The sequence below is a fragment of the Aquilutibacter rugosus genome (genome assembly GCF_036541335.1).
Lineage (GTDB): Bacteria > Pseudomonadota > Gammaproteobacteria > Xanthomonadales > Xanthomonadaceae > Aquilutibacter > Aquilutibacter rugosus.
In genome coordinates, this window is sequence record NZ_JAZHBO010000002.1 from 95,416 (window position 1) to 111,092 (window position 15,677).

Genomic DNA, 15,677 nt, shown 5'->3' on the forward strand with positions numbered 1-15,677 from the left:
ATTAGTTCCAGGAAAGCACTATCTTGCCGGACTTGCCTTGTTCCATCAGGTCGAAACCCTCCTGGAAGCGGTCAATCGGCAGCTGGTGGGTCATGGCCTTGCCCAGCGGGAAACCGGACAGGACCAGTTGCGTCATCTTGTACCAGGTTTCGTACATGCGACGACCGTAAATGCCCTGCAAGGTCAGACCCTTAAAGATGATCTTGTCCCAATCGACGCCGGCGCCCTTTGGCATGATGCCGAGCATGGCCACCTTGCCGCCGTGGTACATGCAATCGAGCATGTCGTTAAAAGCCTGCGGGCTGCCGCTCATTTCCAGACCGACGTCAAAGCCTTCCATGTGCAGTTCGCTCATCACGTCCTTGAGTGACGTGTTGGCGACGTTGACGACACGCGTGGCGCCCATGTCGGCGGCCAGCTTGAGCCGGTAATCGTTGACGTCAGTCACCACCACGTTGCGTGCGCCGATGTGCTTGCAGATACCGGCAGCAATCACACCGATCGGACCGGCGCCGGTAATCAGTACGTCTTCGCCGATGACGTCGAATTCGAGCGCGCAGTGCGCCGCATTGCCGTAGGGATCAAAGAACGCGGCCAGTTCCGACGGGATCTGATCGGGAATCGGCCACAGGTTGCTAGCCGGCATCACCATGTATTCGGCGAAGGCACCGTTGCGGCTCACGCCAATGCCAACGGTATTCGGGCACAGGTGCTGTTTGCCGGCGCGACAGTTGCGGCAGTGGCCGCAAACGATGTGGCCCTCGGCCGAGACGCGCTGTCCGACCGTATAACCGCTCACGGCGCTGCCCATTTCGACAATGCGGCCGACGAATTCGTGGCCAATCACCAAACCGGGGCGAATGGTGCGCTGGCTCCACTCATCCCACATGTAAATGTGCAGATCGGTGCCGCAAATGGCGGTTTTTTCGAGCTTAATCAGGACTTCATTCGGGCCGGGGGCGGGAACCGGAACGTCCTCCATCCAGATGCCTTTGGTAGCTTCGCGCTTGACCAGCGCCTTCATAGTGGTTGGAGCCATAACGAACGACCTATTTAACCGTACCCGGGAACCTGCGATTATATCAATCTGACTGAATTTGGAGCTGATTCCCGCATGCGATTGACTTTACTGGCGGTTGCCCTGTCTACGTTGTGCCTGTCCACCACGGCTACGGTCGCCCGGGCGGATGAGGGCATGTGGATGCCTTCGCAATTGCCGGATATTGCGAAGTCAATGCGCGAGCGCGGTTTCCGCGGCGATCCTAAGCAGATGGCCAACCTGGCCACGGCGCCCATGAATGCGGTGGTCAAAGTCGGTGGCGGTACCGGCGCCTTTGTCTCGGACCAAGGTCTGGTGCTGACCAATCATCACGTGGCCTTTGGCGTGATTCAGTACAACAGCAAGCCGGAGCACGATTACATCGCTAAGGGATACATCGCGGCAGACCGCTCCGGGGAACTGCCGGCGAATCCGGATTTCCGTGTGCTGGTCACCACCGATTTCGACAATGTCACAGCGCAAGTGCTTAAGGGCACGGCGGGTCTCAAGGGCAAGGCATACAACGATGCGGTCGAGCGCGCTTCGAAGGCACTGGTGAGCGCCTGTGAGGCCACGGCAGGATATCGCTGCCAGGTCGTCAGCATGTATTACGGTGCCGAGTTCTATCGCGTGCGCCAACTGGAATTGCGCGATGTGCGACTGGTCTACGCACCACCGAGTGACATCGGCAATTACGGCGGTGAGACCGACAACTTTATGTGGCCGCGTCATGCCGGTGATTTCACGATTTTGCGTGCGTATGTCGGTAAAGACGGCAAGCCCGCTGATTATTCGCCGGATAACGTGCCGTATGTGCCGCCATCGCATCTGCAGATCTCTACGCGTAATGTGAAAGAGGGCGATTACGCCATGCTTGCGGGGTATCCTGGCATTACCTATCGCCATCGCACCGCTGCCGAGTTTGCCCAGCAGATGGATTGGCAACTGCCATCGCGTGTGGCGCTGTTCGATGGCATGATCCGCACCATTGAAACGGCGACAAAGGGGAATGCCGATGCAACGGTTGCGTATGCATCGCAGATGCGCAGTCTGAAAAACAACCTCAAGCGCGCGCAAGGCGAGCTCGAGGGCATGCAACGTTCCAATTCAGCGACTGTGCGTGCGCAAGATGAGCAGGCCATGTTGGCATGGTTGCGCGGCGGTAAAACGGGCGCTCTCGATGTGGCTGCAACGCTGGGCGGAATTCAGGAACTTCAACAAGGTCTGGCAACCGCGGGCGCACTGCGCGAGCGCGATCAGCTGTTGAGTACGATCGTTGGTCAGACCCAGTTATTCCGATCGGCAGTGGAACTGCAGCGCCGTGCGCTGGAGCGTCAGCGCCCCGATGCCGAGCGCCGATCCGGCTTCCAGGAGCGTGACGAAAAGCTGATCCTTGGTCGTCTGCAGCAAGTGCAGCGCCGATATACGCCCGCCGTGGAGCAGGCCTTGCTGCTCGATCTGGTGCGGCAGTATCAGGCCTTGCCTGCTGCACAACATGTGGCCGAATGGGACGCCGTGTTCGGTACCGATCCCGCGCAAACCGCCGATCGCATTGCAGCACTGTACGCCGGCAGCACCCTGCAAGATGAATCCCGTCGCGTCGGCTGGCTTCATGCCGATGCCAGAGCATTGACCGCGGCAGATGACACCTTGCTCAAAGCAGCCGCCTTGCTGGTGCCGGCCATGGTCCGTCTCGATGACGAGCGCGACACCCGCGACGGCGAATCCCTGCGTTTGCGTCCGACCTACATGCAAGCTCTGATTGCGTACCGCAAATCGCAGGGCCGGGCAGTCTATCCCGATGCCAATTCCACGCTGCGGGTGAGCTTCGGTCGTATTCAGGCGCTGTCGCCACGCGACGGTGTGGATTATCGCCCGCTCACCACGGTGGCCGGCATTGCGGAGAAACACACCGGCAGCGATCCATTCAATGCACCGCAACCTCTGCTCGATGCCATTCGCAAGGGTGACTTCGGCACTACCGCGGAGCCGAGTCTGAAAACACAGACGGTCAACTTTTTGACCAATCTCGATACCACCGGCGGCAATTCCGGTTCGCCGGTACTCGATGCCGACGGCAAGCTGATTGGCCTGAATTTTGACAGCAACTGGGAGGCGGTCAGCGCCAGTTGGGCCTTCGATCCGCGTTATAAGCGCGCGATTCATGTGGATATGCGCTACATGCGCTGGCTGATGGCCAAGGTCTATCCGGCACCCCATCTGCTGCGCGAACTCAATCTGCCGGCGCAATAACTCGAACGCCCGTGCCCGTTCAATCAAAAATCTTTTCAATACACGACTACTACAAGGAACTGCAATGCGAGTGATGAAACTGTCGAATCTGGCTTATGCGCTAGGACTTTCTCTAGTCGGCATGGCGGGTACCGCTGTCGCCGGTGAGGGCATGTGGGTGCCGCAACAGCTGCCCGAAATTGCAGGTCCTCTAAAGAAGGCCGGTTTGCGTCTGGATGCCAAGCAACTGTCCGATCTGACCGGTGACCCGATGGGAGCTGTTGTATCGCTCGGCGGCTGTACCGCCAGCTTTGTCTCGCCCAAGGGTCTGGTCGTTACCAATCACCACTGCGCCTACGGTGCCATCCAGCTCAATTCCACCGCCGAGCGCAATTACATTCAGGACGGTTTTTACGCCAAATCCCTGAGCGACGAAGTCAGCGCCGGTCCGGGTAGCCGCGTGTTCGTGCTGGATCAGATCACCGACGTCACCGCCCGTGTGCAGAAGGCCATCGCCGGTGCCAACACGCCAGCAGCACGTGAAAAGGCAGTCGACATGCTCGAAAAGCAGCTGGTTGCAGATTGCGAGCAAGATGGCGGTTATCGCTGCAGTCTGAGTTCGTTCTTTGGCGGTACCACGTATCGTCTGTTCCGCAATATGGAAATCCAGGACGTGCGCCTGGTGTACGCGCCGCCATCGAGCGTCGGTAAGTACGGCGGCGATGTCGACAACTGGATGTGGCCGCGTCACACCGGTGACTTCTCCTTCTACCGTGCTTATGTCGGTAAAGACGGCAAGCCGGCACCGTTCGCTAAGGACAACGTGCCGTATCAGCCCAAACACATCCTGCAGTTCACCGATACGCCGCTGGGTGAGGGTGATTTCGTGATGGTGGCCGGATATCCGGGCCGCACCTCGCGCTATGCATTGGCCAGTGAGTTCAACGATACAGTGGCTTATGCGTACCCGACCTCGATTCGTCATTACCACGAGGTATTGAAGCTGATCGACGCCGAATCCGAGCGCAATAAGGATGTCGGTGTGAAATACGCCGCGACCAATGCAAGCCTCAACAACGTCATGAAGAATTACGAAGGCCAGCTCGAGGGTTTCAAGCGCATCAATGCGGCCAAGACCAAGGCGGACGAGGAAGCCAAGCTTATCGCGTGGCTGAAGGCGCAGGCCAAGAGCAAGAACAAGGTCAAGGCCGGTAAAGCAAAGTCGGCCTTGGCTGCGATTGCTGCAATTGAATCCGCCAATGGCGAACGCACCGCAACGCGTGATCGCGACTTTATCGTGCCGCAACTGAGTGGTGGTACGGTGGGTATCGCACGCCAGCTCTACCGCCTTGCGATTGAACGTGAAAAGCCCAATGCCGAACGTGAGCAGGGCTATCAGGACCGCGATCTGTCGCGCATCGAAGCCGGCCTCAAGCAGTTCGACCGTCGCTATGACTACGGCATGGATGCGCAGCTCAAGGAATACTGGCTGCAGCAATATGTCGCCCTGCCGGCTGCGCAACGCGTCGCGTATGTCGACTCCTGGTTGGGTGGCAACGACAGCAATGCCATCCGCACGGCCATCGCCTCGCTCAAAGACACCGAGTTGAATACGCTCGAAGGCCGCACGCAGTGGTTCAAGGCCGATCGCAAGGCGTTTGAAACGTCGACTGATCCGGTAATTCGCCTGGCAGTCGCTTCGATGCCGTTCTCGCTGGCCGAAGAAGCCAAAGCCAAGACCCGCGGCGGTGAATCGCTGGTCAATCGCCCGCGTTACATGCAGGCACTGATCGATTACCGCAAGTCCAAGGGTCTGGCCGTTTATCCCGATGCCAACAGCACACTGCGGATTACGTTCGGCAATGTGAAGGCCTATACCAAGCAGGACGGCAGCAAGCAGAACGCCTTTACTCGCCTCGAGGAAATCCCTGCTAAGGACACCGGCAAGGAGCCGTTCGACGCACCTAAGGCGCAACTCGATGCCATCGCAGCCAAGGACTATTCGACTCTGGCCGATGCGCGTCTGGGCACCGTACCGGTTAATTTCCTGTCGGATCTGGACATCACCGGCGGCAACTCCGGGTCGCCGGTGCTGGATGCCGATGGCAAGCTCGTCGGTCTGGCATTTGACGGCAACTGGGAATCGGTGAGTTCCAACTGGGTGTTCGACCCGACCATGACCCGCATGATTGCGGTCGACCAGCGCTACATCCGTTGGATCATGGAAAAGGTGGCGCCGGCACCGGAGCTGCTGAAGGAACTGAATGTACCGGTCATGAAGTCCGCTAAATAATGGTTTCAAAGACGCTGGACGAATGGCTGACGACGATTGAAGCCATTCATCCCAAATCGATTGATATGGGACTGGAGCGAATCCGCGCGGTGTATGCCGCGTTGGGTTCGCCCCGACCGGCGCGCTACGTCATCACGGTTGCCGGTACCAATGGCAAGGGCTCCACGGTCGCATTCCTGGAGTCGATTGCTCAATGCGAGACATGGCGAGTAGGGGCATATACATCACCCCACTTACTGCGCTTCAACGAACGGATACGGATACAGGGTTCCGAAGTCGCCGATGCCGATCTGGTCAGTGCCTTTGAGCGCATTGACGCGGCGCGGGGCACCACACCTCTAACGTACTTCGAATTTGCGACCTTGGCTGCGTTGCTGCTTTTTGCCGATGCCAAGCTTGCTCTCGCCATTCTCGAAGTCGGACTCGGCGGGCGTTTAGATGCCACTAATCTCATTGACAGTGATGTCGCCGTGATCACTACGGTGGATCTTGATCATCAGGATTATCTGGGCGCCGATCGCGAATTGATCGGTGCTGAAAAAGCCGGCGTCATGCGCGCATGGAAGCCGGTGGTACTGGGCGACGAGGATCCGCCGTCATCAGTCTTGGGTCGTGCGTATCGGTTAGGTGCTTCTGCCATCCGCTACCGCTGCGATTTCTTTGTCGATGTCGAGCCCGCTGCCGATCACTGGATCTGGCGGGAGCCGGGTACGCAATTTGCCGTCCCCATGCCCCAACTGCAGGCCCCTGTGCAGATTCGCAATGCCGCAGTGGCCATTGCCGCGATGCGCGCCTTGCCGAACTCGCCCAAGCGTGCCTCGCTGCAGCAGGGCATTGCCAACGCCACCGTGTCAGGCCGCCTGCAGAACGTTGCGTTCGAAGGCCATTCCATCACGGTAGACGTGGCCCACAACCCCCAAGCCGCGGGCGAGCTGTCGGCCTGGTTACGGGCCCATCCGATCCCGGGACGCAATGTGGCCGTGTTTGCCGGTTTAGCCGATAAAGATAGGGCCGGCGTGCTGGACCGCCTCGCCGATGACATCGCGCAATGGGAGCTGGCGCCATTGCCGGGACCACGTGGTGAAGCGTTGCCGCAACTGCAGCAGGCGCTATCCGGACATCGTGCCTTGAGCGGGGTTTGCTGGCATTCGGATGTACTGAGTGCCGTGCGCCATGCCATCGCGACGTCTAAAACGGACGATCGCATCGTGGTATTTGGCTCGTTCCTGAGCGTGGCTGCCGTTCTGCAAGCGGCCAGCTGAACCGTCGACGGGTTTAACCGGCTTGGATCTTGGGGCAAGGCATAGGGCAGCGGTATAATGGCAGACCCCTTTTGCGATTTGCTGCATTCATGGATTCCGCACTCAAGCAACGCCTGATCGGCGCCGGCGTTTTGGTTCTGCTGGCCGTCATTTTTCTGCCCATGCTGGTGACCGGTCCGGCTCCTGACAGCAGCAAGGAAATGCAAGGCGTCCCTACGGATGTGCCCGCAGTTCCCGATGCGCAAGTCGACAGCCGCGAGATGGATTTTGGCAACACTGCACCCGTGGTCAGCACCCCGGCTGCATCGGCTCCCAGTAGCTATATCGTCGATTTCGGCAAATATGCAACGGCCGGTGATGCACGCCAAGTCGTCGATGCGCTCAAAGCTGCCGGTTTGTCCGCCGCGACATTTAAGCCGGTCATGGTCGAAGGCCGCACCTTGCAGCAAATTGTCATCGGTCCGTTTGCAACGGCGGCTGATGCCGAGTCCGCACGCCGTACTGCTCTGGGGCTGAGCAATATCGAAGGCAGCAAAGTCATCGCCATGAATGCCGCGCCGGCACCGGCTCCTGCACCTGCTGCAGTCGAGCCCCAACCGCAACCCGAACCGACGCCGGTCGCGGCAGCACCTGCGGTCAAGCCTGTCACCAAGTCCGCACCCGAATCGGAACCGGTCAAGCCTGCAGCTGCAGAACCTGCCAAGGCCGAGCCGGCCAAGCCTGTTGATAACAGCCGCTACGCGCTGGTGTTGGGCTCGTCGCCCTATCCGGCCCGTAGCGAAGCGCTGCACCAGCGCGCTTCTGCTGCAGGCATCCGCACGGTGCTGGTCAAGTCGCGCAATGACAAAGGCCAACCGATCGTGATCGTCCGTTCGGCGGCACTGGACAGTCGCGAAGAGGCCGAAGCACTCAAGGCCGAAGTCGCGCTGAAACTCCAGCGCACCTCGCAAGTACAAAAGCTCTAAGCGGAGGCTGCAAACCATGTGCGGCATTATCGGAATTGTTGGCCGCAGCGATGTTGCGGCTCGTCTGTACGATGGCCTCACGGTCCTCCAGCACCGTGGTCAGGATGCGGCGGGTATCGCCACCTCCGGCGAGCGCAAAATTCGCGTGCACAAGGGCAACGGCCTGGTCAGCGATGTCTTTAACGAGGCCGCAATGGTCACGCTCGAAGGCCATATCGGCATCGGTCATTGCCGCTATCCCACTGCCGGCAGCGAGGGCAGTGACGAGGCGCAACCGTTCTACGTGAATTCTCCTTACGGCATTGCACTCGCCCATAACGGCAACCTGATCAACACGGATTCCTTGCGCCGCGAGGTCTTCATGACCGATCGTCGCAACGTCAACACGGAGAGCGACTCCGAGGTCCTGCTCAACGTATTCGCCCACGAACTGGATCAGCAGCAGGCCCTGACGCCCGATTCCGTATTCAACGCCATTGGTGGCGCCATGAATCGCTGCGTGGGCGGCTACGCCGTGCTGGTCAGCATTCTGGGCTTCGGCCTGGTCGGGTTCCGCGACCCCAATGGCATTCGGCCGCTAGTACTGGGCAAGCGAATTGCCGAGGATGGCCGCGTTGAATACGCCATGGCATCCGAATCCGTGGCGCTGGACCTGATCGGTTTCGAACGCATTCGCGATGTACAGCCCGGCGAGGGCATTGCCATCACCGCCGAGGGCGAACTGTTCGAGCGCCAATGCACCGAACCCGGCACCTTTGCACCCTGCATCTTCGAATACGTTTACTTTGCCCGCCCGGACTCGATGATGGACAACATCTCTGTGCACAAGGCGCGCATGCGCATGGGCAAGGTACTCGGCGAAAAGATTCTGCGTGAGCGTCCCGAGCATGATATTGATGTGGTGATACCGATTCCGGACACTTCGCGCGATGCGGCACTGGAAATTGCCAACGTGCTCGGAGTGAAGTACCGCGAGGGTTTTATCAAGAACCGGTATGTTGGCCGCACCTTCATCATGCCGGGGCAGAGTCAGCGGGCACGTTCCGTGCGCCGTAAACTCAACCCGATTCCGCTGGAGTTCCGCAACCGCAACGTATTGCTGGTTGATGACTCCATCGTGCGCGGTACTACCTCGCAGCAGATCGTACAGATGGCGCGTGAGGCGGGTGCCAGCAAGGTGTACTTGGCTTCGGCCGCACCACCTGTTCGTTACCCGAATATCTACGGTATTGACATGCCATCGGCCGAAGAGCTCGTCGCGCACGGCCGCACCGAGCAGGAGGTCCAGGAACATCTGGGCTGTGACTGGCTGATCTATCAGGATCTGCAGGATCTGATCGAAGCCGTATCCGGTCCCAAACAGCGCCTCGATCAGTTCGATACCTCGGTGTTTTCCGGTGAATACGTCACCGGCGTTGATGCGGATTACTTTGATCGCATCAAGAAGGCCCGCTCGGACTTGGCCAAGACCGAACGCCGCAACGCGTAATGAGTCTGTTCGCAGCCGCTGCACAGTGTCTGGCGGCGACTACGGTGGAGTCCAAGATCCGTCTGTCCCACGAGACGGCCGCCGCTTTTGCGGCCGGCCGACTCGAGTTGGCCGATCGCGATGGCCTAATCGATCCGATCGGCATGCCCGGACGTCCTTCGCGCCCCTTACTGGTGGAGCCGCGCGGGCTGCCTAAACGTGGACTGGGTACTTCCGAAGGCCGCGCTGCCTTCATTCACTCCATTGCCCATATTGAGTTCAACGCCATCGATCTGGCGTGGGATGCTGTGTATCGGTTCCGTCACATGCCGCCGGAGTACTACGCCGACTGGGTGCGATGCGCCGATGACGAAGCACGCCATTTCACTATGCTGCAACAACGGCTGGCCGCGTTCGGTCATGCGTACGGTGATTTTGATGCGCACAACGGTCTGTGGGAAATGGCCATGAAAACCGCTGACGATGTGCTGGTGCGCATGGCTCTGGTGCCGCGCGTACTTGAGGCGCGTGGACTCGACGTTACCCCCGCAATGATCACCAAGCTCCGTTCGCTGCAGGATGATACAACCGCCGACATTCTCGAGGTGATTCTTCGCGAGGAAGTGGCACATGTTGCGGCCGGCAGCCGCTGGTTCCGTTTTGCCTGCGAACAACGCGGGGTCGAGCCGCGTTCCACGTTCGAGCAGTTACTGCGTGATTACGCCCGCAGTGCCTTGTTTGGCCCGTTCAATCTCGAGGCACGCGCCCAAGCCGGTTTCGATGAGCAGGAACTGGCGGCGCTAAAGGCGCTGATTTAGCTGCTGACGCCGTGCCGAATCGGCAAGGTTTGCAAGGTCCACTCGCCGTCTGCCGGTATTTCAAGCACCGAGCCCTGGTCGTACCAGTCGCCCAACACGATGCGGCGATGCCCGCGTTCAGTGTGCACTGCCGGCCGATGCGTATGGCCGTGAATGAGTTGAGTCACCCTGTATTGATGCAGATAGGCATCGACGGTGGCCGGCGTCACGTCGGTGATGGATTCCATGTTTGCAAAGCCACTCTGGTGCGCGGCGCTCGCGGCGCGCGCCTGCGCAGCAAAGGCACGTCGGGCGGCCAAGGGCTGTGCAAGAAAACCCTGTTGCCATTGAGGATCTCGCACTTGTGTGCGGAAGGCCTGATAGGCCGCGTCGTCGGTGCACAGCAAATCCCCGTGCATCAGCAGGACGCGCTCGCCATAGAGATCAATGACGCAGGGATCGTTGAGCAATTGCATGCCGCAGCGCGCGGCGTAATCGGCACCCAGCAGAAAATCGCGATTGCCATGCATAAAGAATTTCGGAATCGGACGCGCGGCGAGGGCAGAGGCAACCTGATCGGCCAGGTCGTCGTCATTGTCGTCGCCAATCCATGCCTCGAACAGGTCGCCGAGGATGTACAGTGCGTCCGCATCTCGGGTCTGGCGGTGCAGAAATTGGAGGAAAGCAGCCGTCACTTCCGGCCGTTGCGGGTCCAAATGCAGGTCCGAAATCATTAACGTGCTCATGGGCCCATTGTAGGATATGGCGGCCGCGAGCCGACGATCGGGCTAAAATAGGACTTTCCGTAGATATAGCCTGAAAGGCCGCATGAAAAGCCGCACCCGTTTCGCCCCCAGTCCCACCGGCTACCTCCATATTGGTGGGGCCCGCACGGCACTCTATTGCTGGCTCGAAGCCCGGCACCACGGCGGCGAGTTCATCCTGCGGATTGAGGACACGGATCGCGAGCGCAGCGCCCAAGCGGCGATTGACGCCATTCTCGAAGCCATGGAGTGGTTGGGTCTGGATTACCAGGAAGGTCCGTTCTATCAGACGCAGCGTCTGGAGCGTTATGGCGAGGCCGCGCAGCAACTGCTCGACGCGGGCCTGGCGTACTACGCCTATGAATCGCGCGAGGAGCTCGATGCCATGCGTGAGGCGGCGATGGCAGCGGGCGAAAAGCCACGTTACAACGGCGCTTATCGCGATCGCAACGAGCCCTTCCGCGAGGATCCCAATCGCGTCATCCGTTTTAGGAACCCGCAAGATGGCGTGGTGCGCTGGAACGACAAGGTCAAAGGCGAGATTGAGTTTGCCAACAGCGAGCTCGACGATCTGGTGATCTTCAGGCCTGACGGCTGGCCGACGTATAACTTTGCCGTGGTGGTTGATGACATCGACATGGACATCACCGATGTCGTGCGTGGCGACGATCACATCAACAACACACCGCGGCAGATCAATCTGTATCACGCGCTAGGCAAGCCGGTGCCGCATTTTGCGCATCTGCCAATGATCCTGGATCCGGAGGGCGCCAAGCTATCCAAGCGCACCGGTGCAGCTGATGTCATGCAGTATCGCGATGCCGGCTATTTGCCTCATGCGCTACTGAACTACCTGGTGCGTCTGGGCTGGTCTCATGGTGATCAGGAGGTCTTCTCCACGGACGAAATGATCCGCTTGTTCGATCTGAAAGACGTCAACGGCAAGGCCTCGCGACTCGATCCGGCTAAGTTGGGCTGGCTCAATCAGCAGTACCTCAAGAACGATGATCCGCAGGCGCTGGCCGTACATTTGCGTTGGCATCTGCAGCAGCAGGGTTACGACCTGAATCAGGGGCCGGATCCGGCCGATGTGGTGGTGGCTATGCGTGACCGCGTGCAGACGCTCAAGGAAATGGCCGAGGCTGCAGCCGTCTGGTATCAGCCGCTGGGTGAGTACGATCCCGAAGCGGCCGCTAAGCAACTGACAGCCGACAAGCGCGAGCCGCTGACCGCATTGCGTGCAGCCTTTGCCGAGCTGGCCGAATGGTCGCCCACCGCCATCCACGATGCCGTCAAGGCCGTCGGTACGGATTTGGGTCTGGGCATGGGCAAGTACGGTCCTGCGCTGCGGGTGGCGATGACCGGCAGCACGCAAAGTCCCGACCTGTCGCATACCGTGTATCTGGTCGGTCGCGAGCAGGCTCTGCAGCGTATTGACCGCGCCTTGCAGTTCCTGCCGGTAGCTTAAGCCGATGACGCACTGTTCGGACCCTCACCATCATGTCGGCGACAGCGAGGCCTTTGTCCTCGCCGTCGAGGGGGCATGTAAGGCTAAGGGTCTGAAACTGACGCCACCGCGTCGCTGGGTACTGCAGCACATTGCGCAGTCCGAGAAGCCGCTTAAGGCGTACGACTTGCTGGAGCAGCTGCGCCTGGAGCACGCCAGTGCGGCACCCCCCACCGTGTACCGCTCCCTTGAGTTCCTGATTGAGCATGGCTTCGTGCATCGGCTGGAATCGGTCAATGCATACATTGCCTGTCATCACCCCGGTGGTGAGGCGCACGCCACACCCTTCCTGATTTGCGATCAGTGCAAATCCGTGCAGGAGATGGAACAGCCGTTGTGGGTCCGTCAATTACAGACCGATGCAGCCACTGCCGGTTTTCAGGTGCGCGAGCAGGTGCTGGAACTGCATGGACTGTGCGCCGCGTGTCGCAGCGCGCAGTAAACGACGCTAATTAAAAGTACGTACGCACGCCGACAGCAATGCCGCGACCGGCTTGCGGCGCCGAATCCTTCAGGATCGAAGTGGCATTGCGGATTTCCTGATCGAGCAGGTTAGTGGCATCTGCAAACAGTTCCAGACCGACGCCATCGCGCACGTCGTGATGCCAGCTCAAGTGTGCATTGACGAGTGTGTAGCCCTTGGTGGGAGTCTCGCCCGGTGCAAGATTGCGTGCGGCAGCAACGCGCATCGCAGTCAGGCCTGCACGCCAGTCGTTGAGATTCCAGTTCCATTCGCTACCGATGCGCGCGGGAGAGATCCGCGGCAAGTTGGCGCCGTCAGTCAGTTTTGCGCGCACGGTATCGCCGAACAGGCGCCATTCCCAACGGCCGTTGTCGTTATCGGCCATAGTCCAGAACAACTCGGCATCGACACCCGTGAATGTTGCCGGGGCCTGTTGCCAGCGGCGCTCGGTGAGGCCTTCGACCTCATTGCCGGTTTCATGCAGATAGGTAAACTGATCGAAGCGCGCGCGATAGACCGAGACATTACCGCGTAGCTTGCGGCTCTGGTATTTCAGTCCCAGCTCACCGCGTAGGGCCTTTTCTATATCCAAGTTGGGATCGCCGATCTCAAACGTCTGCGTCGCGACGTGCGCGCCGTAGGCATGCAATTCCTCGACACCCGGAGCGCGTTCGGCATGATCCAAGCCACCGGACACGCTCCAGTTGGGGGTCAATGCATAACGCGCCGAGAGCGCGGCGGATACGGTATCCATACGGCGATCTGCGGAGGACACATCGCGCAGCTGCAACTCGGTGCGACCCAGGCGGGCGCCGGCTTCGACGGTCCACGCGCCGAATTGTCCGGTCCCGAATCCGTATAGGGCACTGGAACGCACATGCGTCGAAGGAATAAACGCCTCGTCGCCAATCGCATCCTGATGCTCATCGCCAAAGGTCACACCAACGGCTTGCGTCCAACGTCCCCAAGGCTTGAACAGAAAATCGCTACGGGCTTCGCGAGTGCGATTGTGGAAGGTGGTGCCGATCTGATCGCCTTCCCATTCGGTGTGCTCGTAACGGCTGTTGGAGAACTGCGGGCGAATGGACGCAAACGGTCCGATGCGTTCAATGGACGCTTTCGCATCGTGGCGCTGCTGATTCATGACAATGCGAACGCCGGCTTCTTCCGCGTATTCCTCTTCGCCCTCATGGCCGTGTGTGTGAGCACCCTCAGGGATGCCGTATTCGGTATGGAATTGAGACGCCGACATGCCCGCAAAGCCGCGCGATCCGATCCACGACAGGCCGAGAGCGCCGCTGCGCGTATGCAAAGCGGTGTTGGGCAAAATGCCGGCGACCGCATCTTCATCCTCAGCGCCATGGAGATCGGCGTATCCCGGAATGCGCAGATCGTCCGCATTACGGATGATCGCATCGGCGTGAATGGCCAGGTGGCCATCCAGGCCCGTGCCATCCAGACGCAACATGCCGGTGCGCTCACGGCTGGCGGAGTTGTAACGGAATTCCGAGCGGCCACTCAGCGGGTCGCCGGATGCGTGTTCCGGGATGCGACCGTCGCTCACGTTGACCGCACCGCCGACCGAGCCACCGCCATACATCAGCGTGGCGGCGCCTTTCAGCACTTCGATCTGATCGGCCAGGAACGGCTCGACTGCCACGGCATGGTCGCCGGAGACTGCCGACACATCGCCAATGCCCATGCCGTTGCTCAGCACCTGCACGCGCGACCCGTCCATGCCGCGGATGACCGGACGACCGACACCGGGACCGAACGAAGCCGACTGCACGCCGGGCACTCCGGAGACCGTTTCACCCAGGGAGTTGGCCTTGACCTGATCGAGACGCTCAGCGGTCAGTACGGTAACCGGCTGGGTCAGATCCTCGACCGCCGTCTTCAGTGCCGAAGCGCGGACCGTCACCTTACCCACATGGACCGGTGCCGCAGAGTGGGTATGCGGATCGGTATGTTGGGTGTCCTGGGCCTTGCTCAGCGCGGGTGCGAGACCGCATAGCAACACGGCGGTGCAAGCCAAGGACAGGGGATGGCGGGACAAGGACATCGACAAACTCCAATTAATCGTTCATGCTTGGACTGTAATAATATATCAATGTTACAATATAACAATCCAACTAATGGCCTAGCCGTGAACTTTCGTTATTCCAATCGCTGGATCGACCGCCTCGGTGCCACCGGGTCTCTGACCTGTGCACTGCACTGCGCGGCGCTACCGATTGCCATCGCCATGCTGCCCGGACTGGGCGTCAGCCTGCTGGCCAGCCGTACGATTGAATGGATCTTTGCGGTGGTTGCCACTTTATTGGCAGCATTGTCGATGTGGCTGTCGAACCGGCGGCATGGCCATGTTCGTGCCAAAGGTCTGCTGATTCCGGGCGTCGCGCTGCTGTGGATTGGCATCTTGGTGCCCTTCATCCACGACCACATGCTACGCCATGCGGTGCTGATGACCGGCGGCGGCGTCCTGATTGCCCTGGGCCATCTTATGGCTCTGCGTCAGAATCACGGCCATATCCACGACGCCACCTGCAGCCACTGAGCACCCGTGGTATCCTATTGGACTAATTTGGCGCCGCCTTCGCGCGCTGCAAGCATTTGATTTAGGAGAAGTTGATCATGGGTAAGGGCGACCGCAAGACCGCCAAGGGCAAGCGTTACAACTCCAGCTACGGCAATGCCCGTGGCCGCGGCGTACCCGCCGTAGCAGTTGCAGCCGCTCCGGCAGCACCGGCTAAGAAAGCCGCTAAGACCACTAAGACGGTAGCCAAGAAGACCGTGACCAAGGCCGCCAAGTCGGCCGAGTAATACGGTTCACCGGTTGAGGGCGATCCCGTCAACATAAAAAAGGCCCGCAATGATTGCGGGCCTT

Annotated in this window: 13 protein-coding genes; 10 read left to right on the top strand and 3 right to left on the bottom strand. The window is 59.9% G+C overall.

The genetic code is table 11. The features are described from left to right. Window position 1: 1 nt before the first annotated feature. Window positions 2–1,024 (bottom strand): L-threonine 3-dehydrogenase, encoded by a 1,023-nt coding sequence (gene tdh / locus V3390_RS05650; protein WP_331704323.1) that lies wholly within the window; start codon window positions 1,022–1,024, stop codon window positions 2–4. A 90-nt stretch (window positions 1,025–1,114) separates the two neighbouring features. Here tdh and V3390_RS05655 point away from each other — a divergent pair, with 90 nt between their 5' ends. The 6 genes from V3390_RS05655 (at window position 1,115) to V3390_RS05680 (ending at window position 10,077) form a co-directional block, all read left to right on the top strand. After that, window positions 1,115–3,292: a S46 family peptidase gene (locus V3390_RS05655; protein ID WP_425493018.1), complete on the top strand. Its 2,178-nt coding sequence runs from the start codon at window positions 1,115–1,117 to the stop codon at window positions 3,290–3,292. Between the two features lie 73 nt (window positions 3,293–3,365). Further along, the gene (locus tag V3390_RS05660; protein ID WP_331704326.1) at window positions 3,366–5,564 is read left to right on the top strand and encodes a S46 family peptidase; all 2,199 of its coding nucleotides are present in this window, start codon (window positions 3,366–3,368) and stop codon (window positions 5,562–5,564) included. Next, the gene (gene folC / locus V3390_RS05665; RefSeq protein ID WP_425493043.1) at window positions 5,561–6,826 is read left to right on the top strand and encodes a bifunctional tetrahydrofolate synthase/dihydrofolate synthase; all 1,266 of its coding nucleotides are present in this window, start codon (window positions 5,561–5,563) and stop codon (window positions 6,824–6,826) included. The genes V3390_RS05660 and folC overlap by 4 nt, the downstream gene beginning before the upstream one ends. A gap of 89 nt (window positions 6,827–6,915) precedes the next feature. Continuing rightward, entirely contained in the window at window positions 6,916–7,791 is an 876-nt protein-coding gene (locus V3390_RS05670) for an SPOR domain-containing protein (RefSeq protein WP_331703723.1), read from the top strand. Window positions 7,792–7,807: 16 nt separating this feature from the next. Continuing rightward, window positions 7,808–9,280: an amidophosphoribosyltransferase gene (gene purF, locus V3390_RS05675; protein ID WP_331703724.1), complete on the top strand. Its 1,473-nt coding sequence runs from the start codon at window positions 7,808–7,810 to the stop codon at window positions 9,278–9,280. Further along, on the top strand, window positions 9,280–10,077 hold the full coding sequence (locus tag V3390_RS05680) for a ferritin-like domain-containing protein (protein WP_331703725.1): 798 nt from the start codon (window positions 9,280–9,282) through the stop codon (window positions 10,075–10,077). Before purF ends, V3390_RS05680 begins: the two co-directional genes overlap by 1 nt. On the opposite strand, the gene V3390_RS05685 is transcribed toward V3390_RS05680, so the two are convergent. Next, window positions 10,074–10,802, bottom strand: coding sequence for a UDP-2,3-diacylglucosamine diphosphatase (locus V3390_RS05685; protein ID WP_331703726.1), 729 nt, complete (start codon window positions 10,800–10,802; stop codon window positions 10,074–10,076). The two genes, V3390_RS05680 and V3390_RS05685, sit on opposite strands and share 4 nt — an antisense overlap. 82 nt (window positions 10,803–10,884) lie before the next feature. Here V3390_RS05685 and gltX point away from each other — a divergent pair, with 82 nt between their 5' ends. Next, complete coding sequence (gltX, locus tag V3390_RS05690) at window positions 10,885–12,288, top strand: glutamate--tRNA ligase (RefSeq protein WP_331703727.1); 1,404 nt, start codon at window positions 10,885–10,887, stop codon at window positions 12,286–12,288. A 4-nt stretch (window positions 12,289–12,292) separates the two neighbouring features. Then, entirely contained in the window at window positions 12,293–12,769 is a 477-nt protein-coding gene (locus V3390_RS05695) for a transcriptional repressor (protein WP_331703728.1), read from the top strand. A gap of 10 nt (window positions 12,770–12,779) precedes the next feature. Here V3390_RS05695 and V3390_RS05700 read toward each other — a convergent pair whose 3' ends face one another. Beyond that, window positions 12,780–14,852, bottom strand: a complete 2,073-nt coding sequence (locus V3390_RS05700; RefSeq protein ID WP_331703729.1) for a TonB-dependent receptor — start codon at window positions 14,850–14,852, stop codon at window positions 12,780–12,782. Between the two features lie 84 nt (window positions 14,853–14,936). Here V3390_RS05700 and V3390_RS05705 point away from each other — a divergent pair, with 84 nt between their 5' ends. Both V3390_RS05705 and V3390_RS05710 read left to right on the top strand, forming a co-directional pair. After that, entirely contained in the window at window positions 14,937–15,347 is a 411-nt protein-coding gene (locus tag V3390_RS05705; RefSeq protein WP_331703730.1) for a MerC domain-containing protein, read from the top strand. A 77-nt stretch (window positions 15,348–15,424) separates the two neighbouring features. After that, window positions 15,425–15,613, top strand: a complete 189-nt coding sequence (locus tag V3390_RS05710) for a 30S ribosomal protein THX (protein WP_331690089.1) — start codon at window positions 15,425–15,427, stop codon at window positions 15,611–15,613. The last annotated feature ends 64 nt before the right edge of the window (window positions 15,614–15,677 follow it).